The sequence below is a fragment of the Neobacillus massiliamazoniensis genome (assembly GCF_001048695.1).
GTDB lineage: Bacteria > Bacillota > Bacilli > Bacillales > Cytobacillaceae > Neobacillus > Neobacillus massiliamazoniensis.
Genome location: NZ_CVRB01000003.1, coordinates 357,362 through 375,334 on the forward strand (window position 1 = coordinate 357,362; position 17,973 = coordinate 375,334).

The 17,973-nt window shown below is 33.0% G+C and carries 13 protein-coding genes; 8 read left to right on the forward strand and 5 right to left on the reverse strand.

Annotated elements, in window-relative coordinates; all coding sequences use genetic code 11:
- Window positions 1-46: 46 nt before the first annotated feature.
- Together BN1082_RS14490 and BN1082_RS14495 are read left to right on the forward strand one after the other, a co-directional pair.
- Window positions 47-1,948 (forward strand): McrB family protein, encoded by a 1,902-nt coding sequence (locus BN1082_RS14490; protein ID WP_176699807.1) that lies wholly within the window; start codon window positions 47-49, stop codon window positions 1,946-1,948.
- A 14-nt stretch (window positions 1,949-1,962) separates the two neighbouring features.
- Window positions 1,963-3,258 carry an McrC family protein gene (locus BN1082_RS14495; protein WP_090635309.1) on the forward strand — a complete coding sequence of 432 codons (1,296 nt, stop codon included), beginning with the start codon at window positions 1,963-1,965 and terminating at the stop codon, window positions 3,256-3,258.
- Window positions 3,259-3,733: 475 nt separating this feature from the next.
- Here BN1082_RS14495 and BN1082_RS28565 read toward each other — a convergent pair whose 3' ends face one another.
- The 4 genes from BN1082_RS28565 to mutT all read right to left on the reverse strand — a co-directional run bounded on the left by BN1082_RS28565 (window position 3,734) and on the right by mutT (window position 6,059).
- A complete protein-coding gene (locus tag BN1082_RS28565; protein ID WP_281177016.1) occupies window positions 3,734-3,862 on the reverse strand; it encodes a hypothetical protein in 129 nt (42 codons plus the stop codon).
- Window positions 3,863-4,264: 402 nt separating this feature from the next.
- Complete coding sequence (locus BN1082_RS14500; RefSeq protein ID WP_245640442.1) at window positions 4,265-4,891, reverse strand: restriction endonuclease; 627 nt, start codon at window positions 4,889-4,891, stop codon at window positions 4,265-4,267.
- Window positions 4,892-5,465: 574 nt separating this feature from the next.
- Window positions 5,466-5,633 carry a hypothetical protein gene (locus tag BN1082_RS27600; protein ID WP_176699808.1) on the reverse strand — a complete coding sequence of 56 codons (168 nt, stop codon included), beginning with the start codon at window positions 5,631-5,633 and terminating at the stop codon, window positions 5,466-5,468.
- Between the two features lie 27 nt (window positions 5,634-5,660).
- Window positions 5,661-6,059: an 8-oxo-dGTP diphosphatase MutT gene (gene mutT, locus BN1082_RS14505; protein ID WP_090635310.1), complete on the reverse strand. Its 399-nt coding sequence runs from the start codon at window positions 6,057-6,059 to the stop codon at window positions 5,661-5,663.
- 575 nt (window positions 6,060-6,634) lie between these two features.
- On the opposite strand from mutT, the gene BN1082_RS14510 reads away from it, so the two are divergent.
- The 4 genes from BN1082_RS14510 (at window position 6,635) to BN1082_RS14525 (ending at window position 13,014) form a co-directional block, all read left to right on the forward strand.
- Window positions 6,635-6,961, forward strand: a complete 327-nt coding sequence (locus BN1082_RS14510; protein WP_090635311.1) for a nucleoside triphosphate pyrophosphohydrolase — start codon at window positions 6,635-6,637, stop codon at window positions 6,959-6,961.
- Window positions 6,954-9,383: a DEAD/DEAH box helicase family protein gene (locus BN1082_RS14515; RefSeq protein WP_090635312.1), complete on the forward strand. Its 2,430-nt coding sequence runs from the start codon at window positions 6,954-6,956 to the stop codon at window positions 9,381-9,383. The genes BN1082_RS14510 and BN1082_RS14515 overlap by 8 nt, the downstream gene beginning before the upstream one ends.
- A gap of 194 nt (window positions 9,384-9,577) precedes the next feature.
- Window positions 9,578-10,645, forward strand: coding sequence for a hypothetical protein (locus BN1082_RS14520; RefSeq protein WP_141650868.1), 1,068 nt, complete (start codon window positions 9,578-9,580; stop codon window positions 10,643-10,645).
- A gap of 656 nt (window positions 10,646-11,301) precedes the next feature.
- Window positions 11,302-13,014: an ATP-dependent nuclease gene (locus tag BN1082_RS14525; RefSeq protein WP_090635314.1), complete on the forward strand. Its 1,713-nt coding sequence runs from the start codon at window positions 11,302-11,304 to the stop codon at window positions 13,012-13,014.
- 563 nt (window positions 13,015-13,577) lie between these two features.
- Here BN1082_RS14525 and BN1082_RS14530 read toward each other — a convergent pair.
- The gene (locus tag BN1082_RS14530; RefSeq protein WP_176699809.1) at window positions 13,578-13,934 is read right to left on the reverse strand and encodes a hypothetical protein; all 357 of its coding nucleotides are present in this window, start codon (window positions 13,932-13,934) and stop codon (window positions 13,578-13,580) included.
- 906 nt (window positions 13,935-14,840) lie between these two features.
- On the opposite strand from BN1082_RS14530, the gene BN1082_RS14540 reads away from it, so the two are divergent.
- On the forward strand, window positions 14,841-16,139 hold the full coding sequence (locus BN1082_RS14540) for a DUF262 domain-containing protein (RefSeq protein ID WP_090635317.1): 1,299 nt from the start codon (window positions 14,841-14,843) through the stop codon (window positions 16,137-16,139).
- 3 nt (window positions 16,140-16,142) lie between these two features.
- On the forward strand, window positions 16,143-17,927 hold the full coding sequence (locus BN1082_RS14545; RefSeq protein ID WP_090635318.1) for a DUF262 domain-containing protein: 1,785 nt from the start codon (window positions 16,143-16,145) through the stop codon (window positions 17,925-17,927).
- Window positions 17,928-17,973: the final 46 nt, after the last annotated feature.

Sequence of the window (17,973 nt, forward strand, 5' to 3'; positions counted from 1 at the left end):
GAGTGATACAATATTCCTAGAAAATTTACTATAAGGAGTACGACTGGTGGGAAAGGTATTTTTGTTTTTTTCTAACACAGTAGAAGAATTCGAACCATTTATTAAAACAGGAACTTTTTATTGGCCTCGATCAATTACGACAATAACTAAGTATCAAAAAGAACAAAATGTTGACTCAATTGAGGAAAACGTAGGTGACACTGTTTATATAATAGCCGGAGCAAGGGTTAAAAGTAATATTAAAGATCCTGTCTTAAAAAATAGAATAACAGGATCTCCTATGATAACACATAAAGGGACAGTGGAAGAAGTATTTGATCACCCAGTTATGGGATATAGATATACTCATGGGCGTAAACCAGATCAGTCATTTATGCTTCCTTTTGAGTTCCTTGAAGAATTATTTCAACTTGATGAATATTTAGGAAAGCCCTTTTCAGAAGAAAATAAAGAAGAGCTGAAGCTAGCAATTGAACTTGGGAAAATAATCAATTCATTATTAAATACCGGAGATATCCAGTTTAAACGAGCATATTACAAAAATAATGGTATTTTTATTCAAGATGATGATTCGAAGAGTTTATTTAAACTAGATAGTGATCTAACAGAAATTTCATTTGAAGAAGCCGATGTTAATGATAGGCTTACTTATCGAGAAATGCCAAGTAAACAGTCGTTATTAAGAATAGTAAAAGAGTGCAATAAGGTAGGATTAGTCGGATTTTCATTAATACAAAACTTGAGAACATGGAGAGGAAAAGAATTTGTTAAAGTTAGTATTGAAGAGGAGATATTTAAAGAGGTAGATGGAAGGTTGCAAGAAGGTGTATCCACCAGACTAATCCTTAAAGAGGACGACAGTGATGCTTTAATTACTGAAATTAAGCGTAACATTGAAGTATGCTCAATTAATGCTATTACTCGTAAGGAAGTGTTACAATTGGGATTTCCAAAGAATCAAATATTGTATGGTCCTCCTGGTACTGGTAAAACTTATAATACAGTACTATATGCCGTTGCAATATGTGATAACAAAAGTCTTGAATCATTAGAGAATTTACCGTATGAGCAGGTTTTGAATCGTTATAACGATTTAAAAAGGGACGGGAGAATAGCCTTTACAACTTTCCATCAGTCATATGGCTATGAAGAATTTATTGAAGGAATAAAGCCAGTAATAAGTCGTCAAGATGATAATTCTACCTCAGATCTAAAATATGAATACACTTCCGGAGTTTTTAAGAATTTTTGTGAAACAGCAAAGAATGACCAGGCATTTGTAGTACAGCCTTACGTTTTTATTATTGACGAGATTAATAGAGGAAACATTTCGAAAATTTTTGGAGAGTTAATTACATTAATAGAGCCTACTAAGAGAATTGGAGAGTTAGAAGCTGCAACAGCAATCTTACCATATACAGGAGATTCTTTTGGGGTTCCGAATAATGTATATATTCTAGGAACAATGAATACAGCTGACAGGTCAATTGCACTAATGGATACTGCTTTGAGAAGAAGGTTCAAATTCATTGAAATAATGCCAGATTCTAATGTTCTTGCGGATATTCAAGTTGAGGGAATCGATGTAGCAGTTATGTTGGAATCTATGAACGAAAGAATAGAGTGTTTATTTGATCGAGAGCATACAATTGGACACGCATATTTTACATCCCTAGCCGAGGACCCCTCAATAAAAAATCTTGCAGGCATATTTTTGAATGCTGTTATTCCACTGCTTCAAGAGTATTTTTATGAAGACTATAGCAAGATACAATTAGTGCTTGGGGATAATGCAAAAGCGGATAATTCATTGAAATTCATTCTCGATACAGGTATTAAAGTGAGTAAATTATTCAAAGGCAATCCGGATATTGATTTACCAGAAAAGAAATATGCAATTCAGATTGATGCTTTTTATAGGGCAGAAAGTTATATACAAATTTATTAAAGAGTGGTGGAGAGATGGACAAACTGTTAGAGGTTTGTGAGTTCGAATCAATAACCTGCAATAAGGATTTTGAAAGCCACGCTTCTTTTAAGTATTTAAATAATGAGGTTTTTACTGAATTAGAACATTTAATTTTGGATTTTAACGATACCAAAGAAGCAGACGCAATGGATTTTTTTAAGATTGGTATACGCCGTAATGTTGGCAAGGTGATCCAGGCAAAGAATTATGTTGGACTGATTCAAATGAAAAGTGGACTCCAGGTCCAGATTCTTCCGAAGATTTCGTATAGCGAGATTGAGGATACAAAAAAAACATTTCTTAGAATGCTCCGGAGTATGAAGGACTTTCCAACTAAAGTGTTCAACGATGCAAATCTTAAAACAGACCGAATGAATCTTTATGAAATTTTTATTAATATGTATATCCAGGAAGTACGCGGGCTTATTAAAAAGGGTATACGATCAAACTATTTATCTGAAGAGGATAATTTGACTTACTTTAAAGGAAAATTGATTGTTCAGGAGAATGTTAAGAAAAATCAAGTACATAAAGAGCGATTCTATTTACGATATGACAAGTTTGATGTGAATAGGCCAGAAAACCGTTTACTTAAATCCACTCTGTTGAAGTTGCAAAAAATATCAAGTAGTGTAGCCAATATCAAAGAAATAAGGCAACTACTTTCCAGCTTTGAAATGGTTGAACCTTCTATGAATTTTACGAAAGATTTTTCACGTATAGTCATTGACAGAAACACAAAAGATTATGAGACATTAATGCGCTGGTCAAAGGTCTTTTTACTAAATCAAAGCTTTACAACTTTTTCTGGCAATACAACTGCGAGAGCGCTACTTTTTCCAATGGAGAAGGTTTTTGAGGCATACGTTGCTATGAACTTAAAGAGAGTGTTGGCAGACCTACCTTGGGAGATTTCAACGCAAGATAAAGGATATTATTTATTTGATACTCCAAGGAAATTTGCTTTAAGGCCAGATATAGTTATAACTCGTGATGATGGAAGTAGGATTATATTGGATACAAAATGGAAGGCTCTTACGAATAATCCAAGGCAAAATTACAGAATTTCACAAGCCGATATGTATCAGATGTATGCTTACTCCAAGAAGTACAATACACCGGAAATTTGGTTGTTATACCCTGTGAGTGAGGGAATGAAAGATGCTGATATTAGTTTTTTTTCGTATAAAGAAGATTCAGTAGAAACCAACGTAAGATTGTTTTTTGTAGATGTGACAAGAATTGATGAAAGTCTTTGTTCGTTGAAAAGCCAGTTAATAAAACAATAATCAATAAATGAAATGGAATGTAAATAGAACTAATTAGTTTTAGGGATTCACAGAAATAAGTTCCTCAAAAATTATTGGGGGACTCTTTTTATATGTAACTGAAGTATATTTAAAGATGGTATTCATCATTGGTGGTATTTGGTATTATTTTGTCTTTTAAACTATAGCTCTAACCCATTTTCAATCCATTCCATCACGGTTAATACTCTCCAATGATCTATAGAATTGCCGTTCATAAAGCTATAAAATTCTGCCTCTTCATCAGTTACTCCCTTAGTTTCCTCGTCATGAATCAAACATTCCGGATTCAGTGGGTTGATCTAAACTCCATAAGTCACCTCCTCCATAATAATGTTCCCACGCTTGATCATATTTGTTTCCCGAACATAAAAGAAGAATAAGACATCATTATATTGTTCCCCACAGTTTCTTTAAAGGCTTTTAAGAAATCACTCCTCAACTTTCTGTGTTCATCTTATAAGTAATCCATTAATTCTTCCTTTAAATATTCGTCGAAAATTATTGAGTCTTCCCCGTACATACTTTCCAAGTCATAAAATGATAAATCCTCAAGACCATATTTACGCATATACTCTTCAATCATTTCTTATGAAACCTTAGCATCATACTTTCTAGCTAATCTTACCCAATCCTTCGTTTCGAAACCTTCATCATATAAACATTCCAACAAATCAATATCCCTCGATTCATCAATAATTAAATAGCAAAAATATTCAATGTAGGAATCATTAGTAATTCTTGACCATTCTCCACATAACCATTGTCAAATAAAAGATTTTGAGCTTTTTCATACCAGTCTAATTCTGATAAATAATGGGTAAATGACTATTAAAAAACTTGTGAATAACCTTCGAAGTCACTAAAAAGTAAAAAGAGAATACCCCAAAAGTCTATGCCTTTGAGAACTCTCTTTTTGTACTATAGCATAAATATTTTAAAAGTTTCCCCGACACTTATAATGTATGGGGGACAATAATTATGTTTCTCAAACGGTGGTTTGTAAATTTTCCACTTCATTTGTTTCTGATGCTTCCTTTTTTTGGGCTTCAAGAACAAGATTAATCAAGCCGTCTCGATTAAAGAGTTTTACATTATTCGATTTGGCTAATTCCTGAGCTTCTTTTGAAAAGTATTGATTTGTTATAACCCAAGCATCTTGAGTATTATATTTACCTTTGGACGCAACAACTTGTTGGATTGCATCAACTCCTACATTTCTTTCATATCGTTTTGCCTGAACTGATACACGCTTACCTGCCCTATTCGTTAGAATAAGATCAGCCCCAAAATCTTTTGATTTCGGAGTTGTTTCCACCTGTTGGACACCAAGATTTTTCAATAAAACGGCGAGAAATTCCTCGAAATCTTCACCTTTCATTACATCGATTCTTTCAATGCCAGATTGCAATAGCCTTTGTTCATAATCCCGCCGAGCTTGGATTTCTTGCTGTCTACGAAACTCTTCTTCTTTTTTTCGTTTCTTACGATTTCGATACATCATGACCGCAGATAACACAATCAGTAAAAGCATTATAGGAGCAAGCCATTTAACGTAAATCATAAGAAAAAATAAGATAATCAATCCAATGAGTAAACCACCAAGACCTCCCATTAGCCTTCAATCCTCCTTATACGATTTTAAATGAACTCACTTAGATAATTTAATTATATCGCAAGTACTAAAAAAATGATTGAAAAAAGAGACGATTCAAATTTGAACTATCTCTTTTTATAAAGCTGTCTCCATTTTTAGTAAAAAGAGAGTCTTCATAGCCTTCACAAGTTTTTTTTATTTGTTCAATTTCAGACATGTAAACGATATGTATTTGTCACCCCACGTTAAAGGAAAGATTTTGTGCACTTTTGCAAGACTCCTTAGACATATTGGTAACAGCAAATCAAAAGAAGGAAAAACCGCATGCATTTGTGTAATAGTCCCTTCTGAAATTGCTGAAAAAACAAAGAAGGAAAAATTTGAAAAAGTATTGTGAAAAAACCAGAGACTAAACGACATATCGGTGCAAAGCTATTGCGTGATTCTAAACGAGGTTTTGTTAGATAAGCAGGAAAGGAGAAATTTTTAAAAAGGCATAGTGAATAAAACGGGGGTAACTATCAAAATTGGGCTTCCTTTAAGATTTTTTGTATGTGGATGACAAGTTGTATATACAGTCTACAGAAGAAGATTATTGGAAAAAAGAGGAGAAGTATTTCGCAAATGTCGATAAGACAGTTTCATGATGTTTGTTTGTTAAAAGTTTTGGTTTAAATTGTGTAGAGACTGGTTTGTTTTGATCGATAAATCCTTTGTAAAGGGAGTTTTCGATTTTTCGAATCAGTTGCTGTTGCTCCATTAAATTCACATCATTTCATTCGAATTTTCATTTTTCTTCCTTTGCAATTCTCTCTACCGCTGGGACATCCGCAGGGGCGAAATTCAGTTGTGTAAGTTCGTCTCGCGTAACCCATTTCGTAGCAGCATGTTCTGATGCGGTAGGTTGTCCATCTACTAGTTTTGCTTTGTATGTTTCAAGTCGTACAATTACGTTTTCATATTCATACTTTGTATCTTCTACTTTTGCACGTACTTGAATAATGCAAGCAAATTCCTCTTGAATTTCGCGTTCTAACGCTTGTTCAGGTGTTTCTCCAACTTCTATTTTACCACCCGGAAATTCCCAATAATGTGCCAAAGTCATTTCTGAACTTCTTAACGCACAGAAGATTTCATTTTTTTCATTTTCAATAATTGCACCAACGACGTGGACTGTTTTTTTCATAATAGATCACCTTTATTCTATTTCTTAATATAAGTTTAGCTTATTTTAAGTAAAGGAGTAAGAAAAGAAGTTTTAGTAAGAGGATTTCGAAGTAACTCATAGAAGAAATTGTAAAAAATAAAACTTCCATAGATACATCACAGGGACCGGGGACCGTATCATAAGTAAATGAGGTTATTACGATAAGAATAGAACTGTGTTTTTATAATATAAACCAGAGACCGAAAAGGAAACTGTTCTTTGATTATTAATGTGCTATTTAGTTAGGTTAAATTTAGTTTCAGCTTTAAATCTCCTTCTTATGCCGCCATTGACTAAAAGTGTTCCGACTTTGCTTAACTGATAGATACACAACAATTTTTTGAAGGTAGTGGTAAACTAAAATTAATACCATACAACTATCTGAACAATCATTAAAAGTGAAGTAGATGGTTCTGATTTAGAATTGGTTATAAATGTAAAAATAGTCCTTTTTGGTTCTATTTCATTATCAACTTTATCTAAGGATGAAAATATAACAATTATTGCCACATTACGATATAATAATATTATTATTTTTTGAGGAGGTAACAATTTTGCCAGTATACAACAAACTGGTCCGTGACCTAATACCACAAGTAATTGAAAGCACCGGAAAACATTTTTCAACAAGAATATTAAATAATGAAGAATATATAAAAGAACTAAAAAATAAAAGCTTTGAAGAATTAGAAGAATATATAAAAGCTGATAATGATAAAGATGCCATTGAGGAGTTAGCTGATCTATTAGAAATTATCCATACGTTAGCTGAATGCCACGGAGCATCTTTTGAAAAAGTGGAAGAAGTTCGTCAAAAAAAGGTAGAAAAACGAGGTGGCTTCAAAGAAAAAATCTTTTTAATTGAGGTTGAAGATGAGTAATGTTCAACTGATAGTTCGAGAATACGGAAGCCATATCATTGAAAAATTAGAAAAGGCTACAACTATTTGTATCTTAACTTCTTTTGTGATGAAGTCTGGTGTTGAGTTTTTAAAAGAGGCATTGAAGAAGGCAGCTGCAAATGGGGCTGAGATTAAAATTTGTACCGGGGATTATTTACATATCACACAGCCGGACGCACTTGAGAACCTTTTGGCTATTGATGAACGGATAGAGATCCGGATATGGAAAAGCAATGGAGTATCCTTTCATCCAAAGGCTTATATTTTCCAATCATACAATGAGGATTACTTGTTTGTCGGGTCTTCCAATTTATCTAGATCTGCATTAAACCAAGGTGTTGAATGGAATCTTCTAGTCAGTGATGCAAAGGAAGTATTTGACGAAGCACAAGATGAATTTTTAAAAATCTTTTATGCCGAACAAACGGTTCCATTAAATAAGGAAACTTTAGATGATTATAGGGTTAGTTATAAAGAGTTTGAAAGAAAATTTCCGTCTCTTTCTAAAAAATGGAGTGATTTAGAAGAATTGGAATTGATGCTTCCTTCGGATCAGGATCAACATAAACAGCCTGTGGTGATTTCGGATACTTCAATTCCATATAGGGCAATTACACCACGTTTTGCACAGCTTGAAGCACTTGAGGAGTTAAATAAAACACTCGATGAAGAGTATAATAAGGCCTTAGTGGTGATGGCAACTGGGCTGGGTAAAACATACTTGGCTGGTTTTTTTGCTCAAAATTTTAGAAGAATTCTTTTTATCGCTCACCGAGAAGAAATACTCTATCAAGCTAAAGATTCTTTTAAAAAAATCATGCCGGAAAAAGAGGGGGGAATCTACAATGGGAAAATAAAAGAAAGCCACGCAGATTCCATCTTTGCATCTATTTATACTTTAAGCATGAAAAATCACCTGGAACGGTTTCTGCCAGATGAATTTAACCTCATCATCATTGATGAATTTCATCATGCTGCGGCGGATTCTTATAAAAGGGTGCTGGATTATTTCAAACCACGATTTTTACTGGGGATTACGGCTACCCCTGACCGAAATGATAATAAAGATGTTTATGCCATTTGCGGTGGAAATGTTGCATATAGACTCGACTTTTTGGATGCCATTGAACGTAGATGGCTATCACCGTTTAAGTATTATGGGGTTTACGATGATACCGATTATAACCAAATTACTTGGCTGGGTAACCGTTATGATGAAGAAGAATTACTTCAAGCACAACTAAAAGAAGAATTGGCGGAAAAGATCCTACATGCCTGGGAACAGAAAAAGAAAACGAGAACTTTATGCTTTTGTTCTTCGATTAGACAAGCCAACTTCCTATCAAACTATTTTAATCAATCTGGGTATCGAACGATTAGCCTCCATTCTCAACAAGTAGATATAACCAGGAATCAAGCCATTTCACAACTTACAAATGGGGAGTTAGATGTTATTTTTACGGTAGATCTATTTAATGAGGGTGTCGATATACCAGCTATTGATACATTATTATTCGCTCGTCCCACTGAATCATTAACCGTCTTTACTCAGCAAATTGGAAGAGGTCTTCGTTTGCATCCTGGTAAAGATACGTGCGTGATAATTGATTTAATTGGAAACTACCGTAATGCGGATATTAAATTAAGTATATTTGATACAGAACCGAACGAAGGGAATAAGAGAAACATTCAACCGACTTTACCAGAATTTTGTGAATTAGACTTAGATATTCAAGTTGTTAACTTTTTCCAAGAAATGTATTTAAAAAGACAGCCAAGAAAAGAGAAATTGCTTAGTGACTATAATATCCTAAAGCAGGATTTGGGGAGAAGGCCGACTTATTTAGAATTGCATCTAATGGGAGGATCAGAATCATCCCATTACAAACAAGAATTTAAATCATACTTTGGTTTTCTAAAATGGGCTGGTGAATTAAAGGACAAGGAAGTCGAAGTTTATGCTCGTTACGAGAAATGGTTTATTGATGTTGAAAAGACAGTCATGACCAAGAGTTATAAGATGGTTGTTTTATTAGCTATGCTAGAAAGAGGGATATCGAACTGGTATAAACCAATTTCTTCAAAACAAACAGCTACATTTTTTCATCATTTTTTAATGGAAAAAGAACATCGAAAACGAATTGATTTTTCAGACAAGGGTGCTTTAAAGCTATGGACATATGATGAAAAAGCGGTTAGTAATTTAATTGCTTCGATGCCAATGACAAAATGGAGCAGCAGTTCTAAAGGATTAATTTCATATGAAAATGACTTATTTATATTAAACTTTGGTGTAGTTGAAGCCTATGAAGAAATTCTTTTTAACTGGACAAAAGAAATTTGTGAATACCGTCTTCATTATCATTTTGAGAGGAAAGCTAAAAGTACTTTCTCCTATTAAACCTTTATAAATTAGTTAGTAGTGAACGATGGGGAAAAAATGAAATATTTCCAGCCCTAATTAATAAATATTATTTGTAAAATTAATTTTTCTTGTTGAAGGATGGTGAATGGTGGAGGAAACATAGTGTTTGCGTAATCTTGGATATAGGGTTAATGAATAAAAAAAGCCTAAGTGAAAAGAAGGAGGATAAGATGACACAAAATCATTTTTTTTCATTAAATACAAGACAACATGGAACTCGTGTTAGTCGGGTTAAACAAGAAAACACTACTAATGCAGCAATAGCTTCATTACGTATTGCTCTAAAAAACTATTTCAGTACTTATGATGTTAGTAAGCGGTACATATCTATTAAAGGAAGTACTCCTAATGGAGAGGAGGAAACTAGATTAGCTAGTTACTTATCCTACCAAGAAAAATATTTGCAGACTATTTTCCATTTTCATCATTTTTTAGAATTGCTAATAAAGGATGAATTACGAAGTATTAATCCTTTATTGGCTGTTAAGTTAGAAACTGACAATGCAAAGTCTATTATGGATTTAATTCAAAGAGGAGTGGATAGTGAAAGTATCAATAATCAAACTGTTGAATTTATGGTAGCAGTAAAAAGGTTAAAATCTTTAGCAGGTAATGACTGTGAAATTTCAATTATAGTAACAAAATATCTAAGGGTACTAACGGATTTAAATACATTAAGAAATCGTGCTTGGCATAGGGGAACGTATATACTTCTTTATAGTGAGTTGGATAGATTTATAGGTTTAAACGTGTTACCATGTGTTTTAGATTTCATTGAAAATTCGCAGTATAAAAACACTGAGAGATATTGGAAATATAAATTACCTAAAATTGGTCTAGACCCAATAAATATGATAACTAAAGCTGTGAGGAAGGAAAAAATTGATTATTCAGAAGTTGCTTTTTATAAAGCAATTGGGTTAGCATCCTATAACATTCCAACAGAATATTTAACGCTAGGTAAGCGATCACAAAGTCCTTCAGAAAGAAAAGCCAATGCACTAATAAAAGGCGAAGGATATGAGGTATTGGAATGCTTTGTCTGTGGTAAAGAGTCACTTGTGAGTTATAGAGAAGATGATTGGGATTATGATGAAAATAACCTACCTACTAATGGGTGGTGGAGAATATATGAATTAGAGTGTGAGGAATGTGGGCTGAAGGTTGATAGAAATTTAAGGAATCCGCATGAATATGGAATTAATATACCAGATCTATGGGTTGGTGGTGAACTTTAATTCTATTTTGGGTTATTCGAACATAGGTGATAATTTCCATTGGATTTGCGAATTAGTATAGTCATTGCGCATGGTATGAGGAGATGTCGGGGGAGATATTCCAGAACTAAATTATATGATTTTTTTAGGATTGTTTATATTGATAATTATAAAAATTAATGATAAGTTCCGCATAATATATTTATATAAATAGAATCAATTCATTACTTTGAGGTGTTAAGCGGAACCAAACCAGTAGGTAAATTACATATGTTCTATTAGTTCGATTTTTATTTATTAATTAACAAAATAGTGATATATTCATTTTAGATATATTTAGGGGGCCATTTTTCCCGGTTGGGGCACTAGCAGCTTTATTTGGATTTCTAATAGTTTTACAGATACTGTTTAAAGCTAAAAATCAGGTGGTGGTTGCAATGGAAAATAATTTCGTATATACATGTTTAGCAGATATAACAGGTCATTTGGCTTCAATATGTGGGTCAGCATTAGTGACAGCTGCTATGTCCCCCTAAGTATGTTAAAAATCATTAGGTGTACCCTTCAATGTAACCATTAGGAGCTTTTTTTTCAATAAATTAAAGCTAATAGTCAAGCCTCATTTTCTTGTCATACAAGGGATTGGGGCTTTATATTTTGAAAAAAGGGGAAATATTATGGAAGTATGGATAAAAAATTTAATATTTAGTGATAATTCAGAAGTCGCATTTCAAAAGAATGATATAACAATTATTGTAGGTCCAAACAATTCCGGTAAAAGTACTGCCTTGAAAGAAATAGATTACTTATCAAGAAATCCTATGTTCTCAGGAAATGTTATAAAGAAATTAACATATATTAAAGAAGGAACGGAAGAAAGTCTCTTAGATTTTCTTGAAAGAAATTCAAAAAAATATTATTCCTCTAATCCACTGCCAACCTATACAGGCTTTGGTTTCAGCATATATGAAAATACCGCGAAGAATTTATGGAATTCAGATAATGGTCTAGGGGAATTGGGGAATATTACAACAAAAATCCTTACTACAGAAGCAAGATTGACTGCCGCCAATCCTGCTCCTAATATTGCAATTACAAGAGAGCCATTAACCCATCCAATTCACTACCTACAGATAGATGATAATATTGAATTGGAATTTAGCAATTATTTTAAAAAGGCTTTTGGAAAAGATTTAGTTCTAAATAGAAATGCGGGTAATGAAGTACCACTGCATATAGGAAACCGACCAATACCAAAGGAAGGTGAGGATAGGGTTTCGTTAAATTATATTAAGGAATTAGAATTGTTACCCAAGCTTCAAGAACAAGGTGATGGAATGAGGAGTTTTGTAGGAGTACTATTAAATACTCTTACTTCTATACATTCCATACTTTTAATTGACGAGCCCGAGGCTTTTTTACATCCACCTCAAGCTAGGCTTTTAGGGAAAATGATTACACAAGACTCCCAACGACATAAACAATTATTTTTATCTACTCACAGCAGTGACTTTTTACGTGGAGTTCTAGATACAAATTCAAAAAATGTTAAAATTCTCAGAATACAAAGGAATGATAACTTAAATCAAATAAGTTTACTTAATAATGAAGATTTAAAAGAATTTATGCAAGATCCATTACTAAGACACTCAAATATTTTAGATGGCTTATTTCATAGTAAGGTAATAATATGCGAAAGTGATTCAGACTGTAGATTTTACTCTTCCATATTCAATTCAATTTATGACGATGCCCAATTAACAATTCCTGATGTAATGTTTATTCATTGTGGAGGTAAGCATAGGATTCCTTTAATAATTAAGGCTCTTAAAAAATTGAATGTTGATATTTCAGTTATTACAGATTTTGATGTATTGAATAACATAAATCCCTTACAAATTATTGTAAATAATCTTGGAGGAGATTGGAATTCCGTATCTAGTAGATGGCAAGTATTAAAAAGTAGAATTGAACAAATTAAGCCTGAACTTGAGACCAAGCATGTAAAGCAAAAAATATATGAGATTTTGGAGACTACACACGAAGTAGTCTTTCCTCAACGAAATGTTATTGAGATTAATAATATATTACGGAATACTTCAGCCTGGTCATTGGCAAAAAAGTCTGGAAAAAGTTTTATTCCCGCTGGTGATGCATTCGGAGCATTTAATGAAATAAATGAATATTTTAAAAATATAGGACTTTATATTGTTGAAGGTGGTGAACTTGAAAGCTTTGTTAGAAGTATTGGTAATCACGGTCCAAAATGGGTTAATGAAGTATTAAGTAGTAAGGATTTATCCAATGATCCAGAACTGGAAATCGCTCGGGAATTTGTAAAGAAAGTGGTCAATTTTAACAGGTATACCAAAACATCCAAAACAAGGTAATAAAGCTTACTAATAAAAGTATTGTTATTAATTAAATCTTATCATTGATTTTTTAATAAAGCTATTTACATGAAGACTTTATCGTCTTGTTACTTTATTTGAGTTTATAGTTCTCAAGATTATTTAAAACTAGTCAGCACGTCTTGTTTTGCGAAGTTCACTCTGGGCATTTTGCATTTACTGTGAAAACACCAGAAATAGGAATACGCCCTATCTTAATCTCATTTATTTTCATCTTTGTAAATTGCACAGCAATTGGACAGAACTTTTAGTAACAATGGGGTCCTGATATATTAGATTCAATGGAATTTTTTATACATAAATAATGTATAAATTAGGGTTTAGGGAATTGACAGGGTTGAGGTCGCTTGTTTTGCAGGAAGATATTATATAAAACAACTAAGGATAAATCCTTAGTTATAAAAGGTAATTAAGATCATTCTGCAGTCCCCACTCCGAAGGGGGACTGCAGACATTGTCGGTAACATAACCATAAGCTTGGTCTTAAATTAATAAATGAATTGGTCCCATTTTGGTAACATACTTTAGATCATTAATGAAAATTAAAAACCACAAAAGATATTAAAAAGCTGAAATTTCAACGAAAAGTCGGGACATAAAGAATCTAAAGATACAAAAAGTATCGAAAAATAAAACGATACCTCTAACTTCAAAGCTGATAATGATTCTTTTTCATCAATAAAAATAGCGTGATGTTTTTTAAAGGGAATAAACGAATCAATGTCCCCAACATAGGGAGAATCATTTGTATCATCATGGCTATTGTAATACTCTTTTAATGCTTCGTGAAAAACACCTAAATCCCAACGCCCAAAATAAGAATCAGGATATTTAATATGCTCCGGGATAGGAATTTCTTTTGGACTATATTCTCCCAATTTTTCATTTAGTAAATCCATGAGACTCTTTGAATCAAATGTGTCCATCATTGAAAAAAACCTGCGACGTCTTTTCCAGTCAGTGGTAGGCATCTTCAAGAGTTCATATAATCCTGCTATAATCTTCACCTTTCTAACCTTCTATCAAATGATTCTATTTACCGTTTATTTCCTATCTGGGAGTATATTATACATGAGAACCAATAACAATCTGAAGTATACTCGGCATGTTTTAAACCACTCGGCCTCTATGCCACTAATGTTTGAAGGTCAAGTTCAAAACTTCAGAAGTATAAACCATAGATTTCATTTTTTATGGGTACTTAAAGGTGAACAAAGCTACGATATTTATTACTTTTCTATACTTCTACAGTCAGTAGTCCAGACATGTGGAGTGCGTGGTGTTGAAAGAGTTAAAATAGCTTGGTATCAATAGGTTTAGCGACTTTTAACTAAATATAGAAGTGTATTTTATGTTCCCTCGGGCTAATAGTTCGGGGGATTTTTTGACCCCCGGGGTCTTACTTTTACGCGGAATCATGAATTGTTGTGAAGATGTGTCTTTTGTAGAAAAATTAAAATGGTATAATTCTGAAGAAGTCTAATAATTTTGCATCTATTAATAAGGAATCTTTCTAAGTATATTGTTGAATTCTTATTTATTGTGTTTAAGATGGTATGTTATTAATGTTAAATGGGAAGCACGATATTACCAAAAATCTGTAATAGATATTGGAACTAAAATGTGAGTTGAGTTGAATGGGTTGGACAATTAAATGAGTAGCAAACTGACAAGGTCCTACGATTAAAATGGGTAGTAAATAATAGCTTATTGTAAAAATATAAATTCACTCAAGTACATTTTAGGAAAAAGAGTTATGGGTGGTATTATTGAAATAATGTCGAATTTTGTAGGGGGATTTAAGGATGGCTCTACTTCAAGATGAATTAAAAATAACAAAGATTCAAGAATTACTTGGAATGAAATTAGCTTTACCATCATATCAACGTCCGTATACTTGGAGTGTGAAGTCTACAAATACGCTTTTTCTTGATACTTATAATGCCTATCAAGAAAGTGTACAAGAATACAGAATTGGCTCTGTCATTTTACATAAGGAAAATGAAAAATACAACGTTGTGGATGGCCAACAGCGACTGACAACCCTTTCGATTCTTCTATACTGTTTAGGTGATGAGGATCAGGGGCTATTACGAGAAAAATATAATCAACTATCTAATGATGCAATAGTGACTAATTTTGAAATTTTATCTAAGCGGATAAGTGAACTTTCGGAAGATGCGCAAAGCAAATACAAAGAATATTTACTCGAACATTGTAGTGCAGTACAAATTGTCACAGACAGCGAGCAAGAAGCTTTTCAATTCTTTGATTCACAAAACTCCCGTGGCAAAGAGTTAAAACCACATGATTTATTGAAGTCATATCATTTACGTGAGATGTATGATGAAGACGATCATCAGAAAGTAAGAATTATCAACCAATGGGAAAATGTGAACCAGGATGATTTGAATGACTTATTTAAAATTTATCTTTACCCGTTGACGCAATGGTATAAAGGAAAGAGTGGTTTGGGTTATTCTTCAAGTAAGATTGATGTATTCAAAGGGATTAAAACCACGAATGTGTTTAATTATGCTATCTATCATAAAGCAAGTAACCTTTTCGTTGAACAGTTTAATGCAAATGGAAGCAGTGAACTTCTTGCATCTAAAGCATTAAATCAATTTCAATTAACACAGCCACTGATGGCAGGAAAACGATTTTTCAATTATGCACTTCACTACGGAAAGCAACTTGAGCAAATACAAAAATTAATAAATAAGTTTCACACTAAAGAACAAGTTCCGAGTAGACGTTCTGGAGATCTTTACGTAAAACAATTATATGTATGTGCGTTATTGTTTTTTGCTGATCGCTTTGGTATTGAAAGCCTATCTAAAGGTGTGATGCAGCAACTATATACATGGAGCTATTCTTTGCGACTGGCTATGGATGCTGTAAATCATAAGACAATCAATAAGTATGCACGAGGAGAACATGAACGTGTGAACAAGGATTTGGATCTGTTTTCAGAAATTAGTGAAATGAACTATGCTGAAGAATTAAAACTTATTGTTTTGGAGCAACCCAATATTGAGAATAAAAATAAAGAGAAGTACAAAGCGGTGTATGATTTACTTTGTAAATGGAATAGGTGGTAGGAGATGGATAATAATTTAAAAATCGTACCGGTATCAGGCATTTTTACTAATATTAGTTATGTTATTCCAATTTACCAACGGAACTATGCTTGGGTAGAAATGCAAATTGAACAACTGATAGAAGATATTGATAGTTCAATTGACGATCTTAATAAAAACTATTTTCTTGGAAATCTTATTGTTAATCAAACTGATAATAATGTTTACGAAGTAATAGATGGACAACAAAGATTGACCACATTATTTCTATTAGAAAATTATCTTGGCATGAATTTTGCGAAAGATGTGTTGAGATTTGAGGCACGCGAAAAATCAAACCGTACACTTAACATGATAAACAATAAAAACAATGCTGAATTACTGGAGGAACTAGTATCTGTTGAAATCTTAGCGGGTTATCAAATCATAGATAACTATTTTAAAACTAAAGATATAGACAAAAATGAGTTAATGAAAAAACTTGAAAAGGTTTTTCTTGTTCGTGTACAAGTTCCGAAAGGTATAGATTTAAATCATTACTTTGAAGTCATGAATACTCGAGGAGAGCAACTAGAACTTCATGAAATAGCAAAAGCAAAGTTTTTAGAAGTTTTAGATACAGAACACGATAAAAAAACTGCAGCATTGATTTGGGAAAAATGCTCTGACATGGACTCATATATCCAAATGAATTTTGATCCCAAAGTAAGAAAAGCTCTTTTTACAGAAGATTGGGCTAGCATCAAGGATAATATCTGTGATTTTGATTCAATTAGGGAAAATGTTCCGAATGATGAAGAGGACAGAAATTCAGTTCCATTGATTGAAATACTAAAGAATAAGAAACTTCTTAATAATGGTGTAAGTAAGGATGAGGTTGAGAATGAACGTTTTGAATCGACTATTTCATTCCCCAATTTTATACTACAGGTAAACACAGTAATTGAAAAGTTAGGGGAGGAAGATTCAACACTTGATGATAAACACTTCTTGGATAATTTATCATGGGCCTGGGAAACCGCTGATAGAGCAAAGAACTTTTTATATCATATGCTAAAATGCCGTGTGTTGTTTGATAAATATATTTTGAAACGCGAATATGCTAGAGATTATAAAGAAGCTGGAAAATGGTCGTTACAACGTATAGAGAAATATCGAGATGGGAAAAGCGATAAACCCAAATATGTAGGCACTTTTGGTGATGATGTTAGTCAGAATAATAAACAAATAAGAACGCTGCAATCCTGCTTGCGTATAACCTACACATCACCTAAGACTATGCATTGGATTTCACTGATCTTAACCAAGTTATTAGAGAATGAATCATGTGACATCATTGAAATCCTTGAAGATTACTGCAAAACAAAAGTTATCCAATCAAACTTTGAGGATGAGAAAATTAGTGGATTTGGTTATGAAAGAATCGTATTTACATACCTTGATTATCTTTTATACAAAGATGGGTATTCTTACTTTGATAGGGAAATTATCCCACCATTGCGTGATGACTGGCAATTTCAATTTAGAAGTTCCATTGAACACTTCCAACCACAACACCCAGTGGAAGGTGTACATTGGGAACGGGATGACCTAGATGGTTTTGGAAACCTTGCATTAATTACTGTATCAGGAAACTCGAAGTTTTCTAATTTGCCACCAGCAGGAAAAATCAGCTCTTACCCAAGCATTATCGAGCAAAGTTTGAAACTTAAGATCATGAAAGAATTAGTCAATCACGATGATGAAAAATGGACGGAAGAAAAAGCAAGCAAACATAAAGAAGAAATGTTTAGGATTTTGAAGGGTTAGTATTTATGAATGAAAGTTAATGATATCAGGCATTTAAAGATAAGAG

Excerpts from the sequence above, each read along its gene's own strand:
- BN1082_RS14495 (WP_090635309.1), top strand. The coding sequence starts at position 1,963 with ATGGACAAACTGTTAGAGGTTTGTGAGTTCGAATCAATAACCTGCAAT.
- BN1082_RS28565 (WP_281177016.1), bottom strand. The coding sequence starts at position 3,862 with ATGATTGAAGAGTATATGCGTAAATATGGTCTTGAGGATTTATCATTT.
- BN1082_RS14500 (WP_245640442.1), bottom strand. The coding sequence starts at position 4,891 with ATGGGAGGTCTTGGTGGTTTACTCATTGGATTGATTATCTTATTTTTT.
- BN1082_RS27600 (WP_176699808.1), bottom strand. The coding sequence starts at position 5,633 with ATGGAGCAACAGCAACTGATTCGAAAAATCGAAAACTCCCTTTACAAA.
- mutT (WP_090635310.1), bottom strand. The coding sequence starts at position 6,059 with ATGAAAAAAACAGTCCACGTCGTTGGTGCAATTATTGAAAATGAAAAA.
- BN1082_RS14515 (WP_090635312.1), top strand. The coding sequence starts at position 6,954 with ATGAGTAATGTTCAACTGATAGTTCGAGAATACGGAAGCCATATCATT.
- BN1082_RS14520 (WP_141650868.1), top strand. The coding sequence starts at position 9,578 with ATGACACAAAATCATTTTTTTTCATTAAATACAAGACAACATGGAACT.
- BN1082_RS14525 (WP_090635314.1), top strand. The coding sequence starts at position 11,302 with ATGGAAGTATGGATAAAAAATTTAATATTTAGTGATAATTCAGAAGTC.
- BN1082_RS14530 (WP_176699809.1), bottom strand. The coding sequence starts at position 13,934 with ATGGATTTACTAAATGAAAAATTGGGAGAATATAGTCCAAAAGAAATT.
- BN1082_RS14540 (WP_090635317.1), top strand. The coding sequence starts at position 14,841 with ATGGCTCTACTTCAAGATGAATTAAAAATAACAAAGATTCAAGAATTA.
- BN1082_RS14545 (WP_090635318.1), top strand. The coding sequence starts at position 16,143 with ATGGATAATAATTTAAAAATCGTACCGGTATCAGGCATTTTTACTAAT.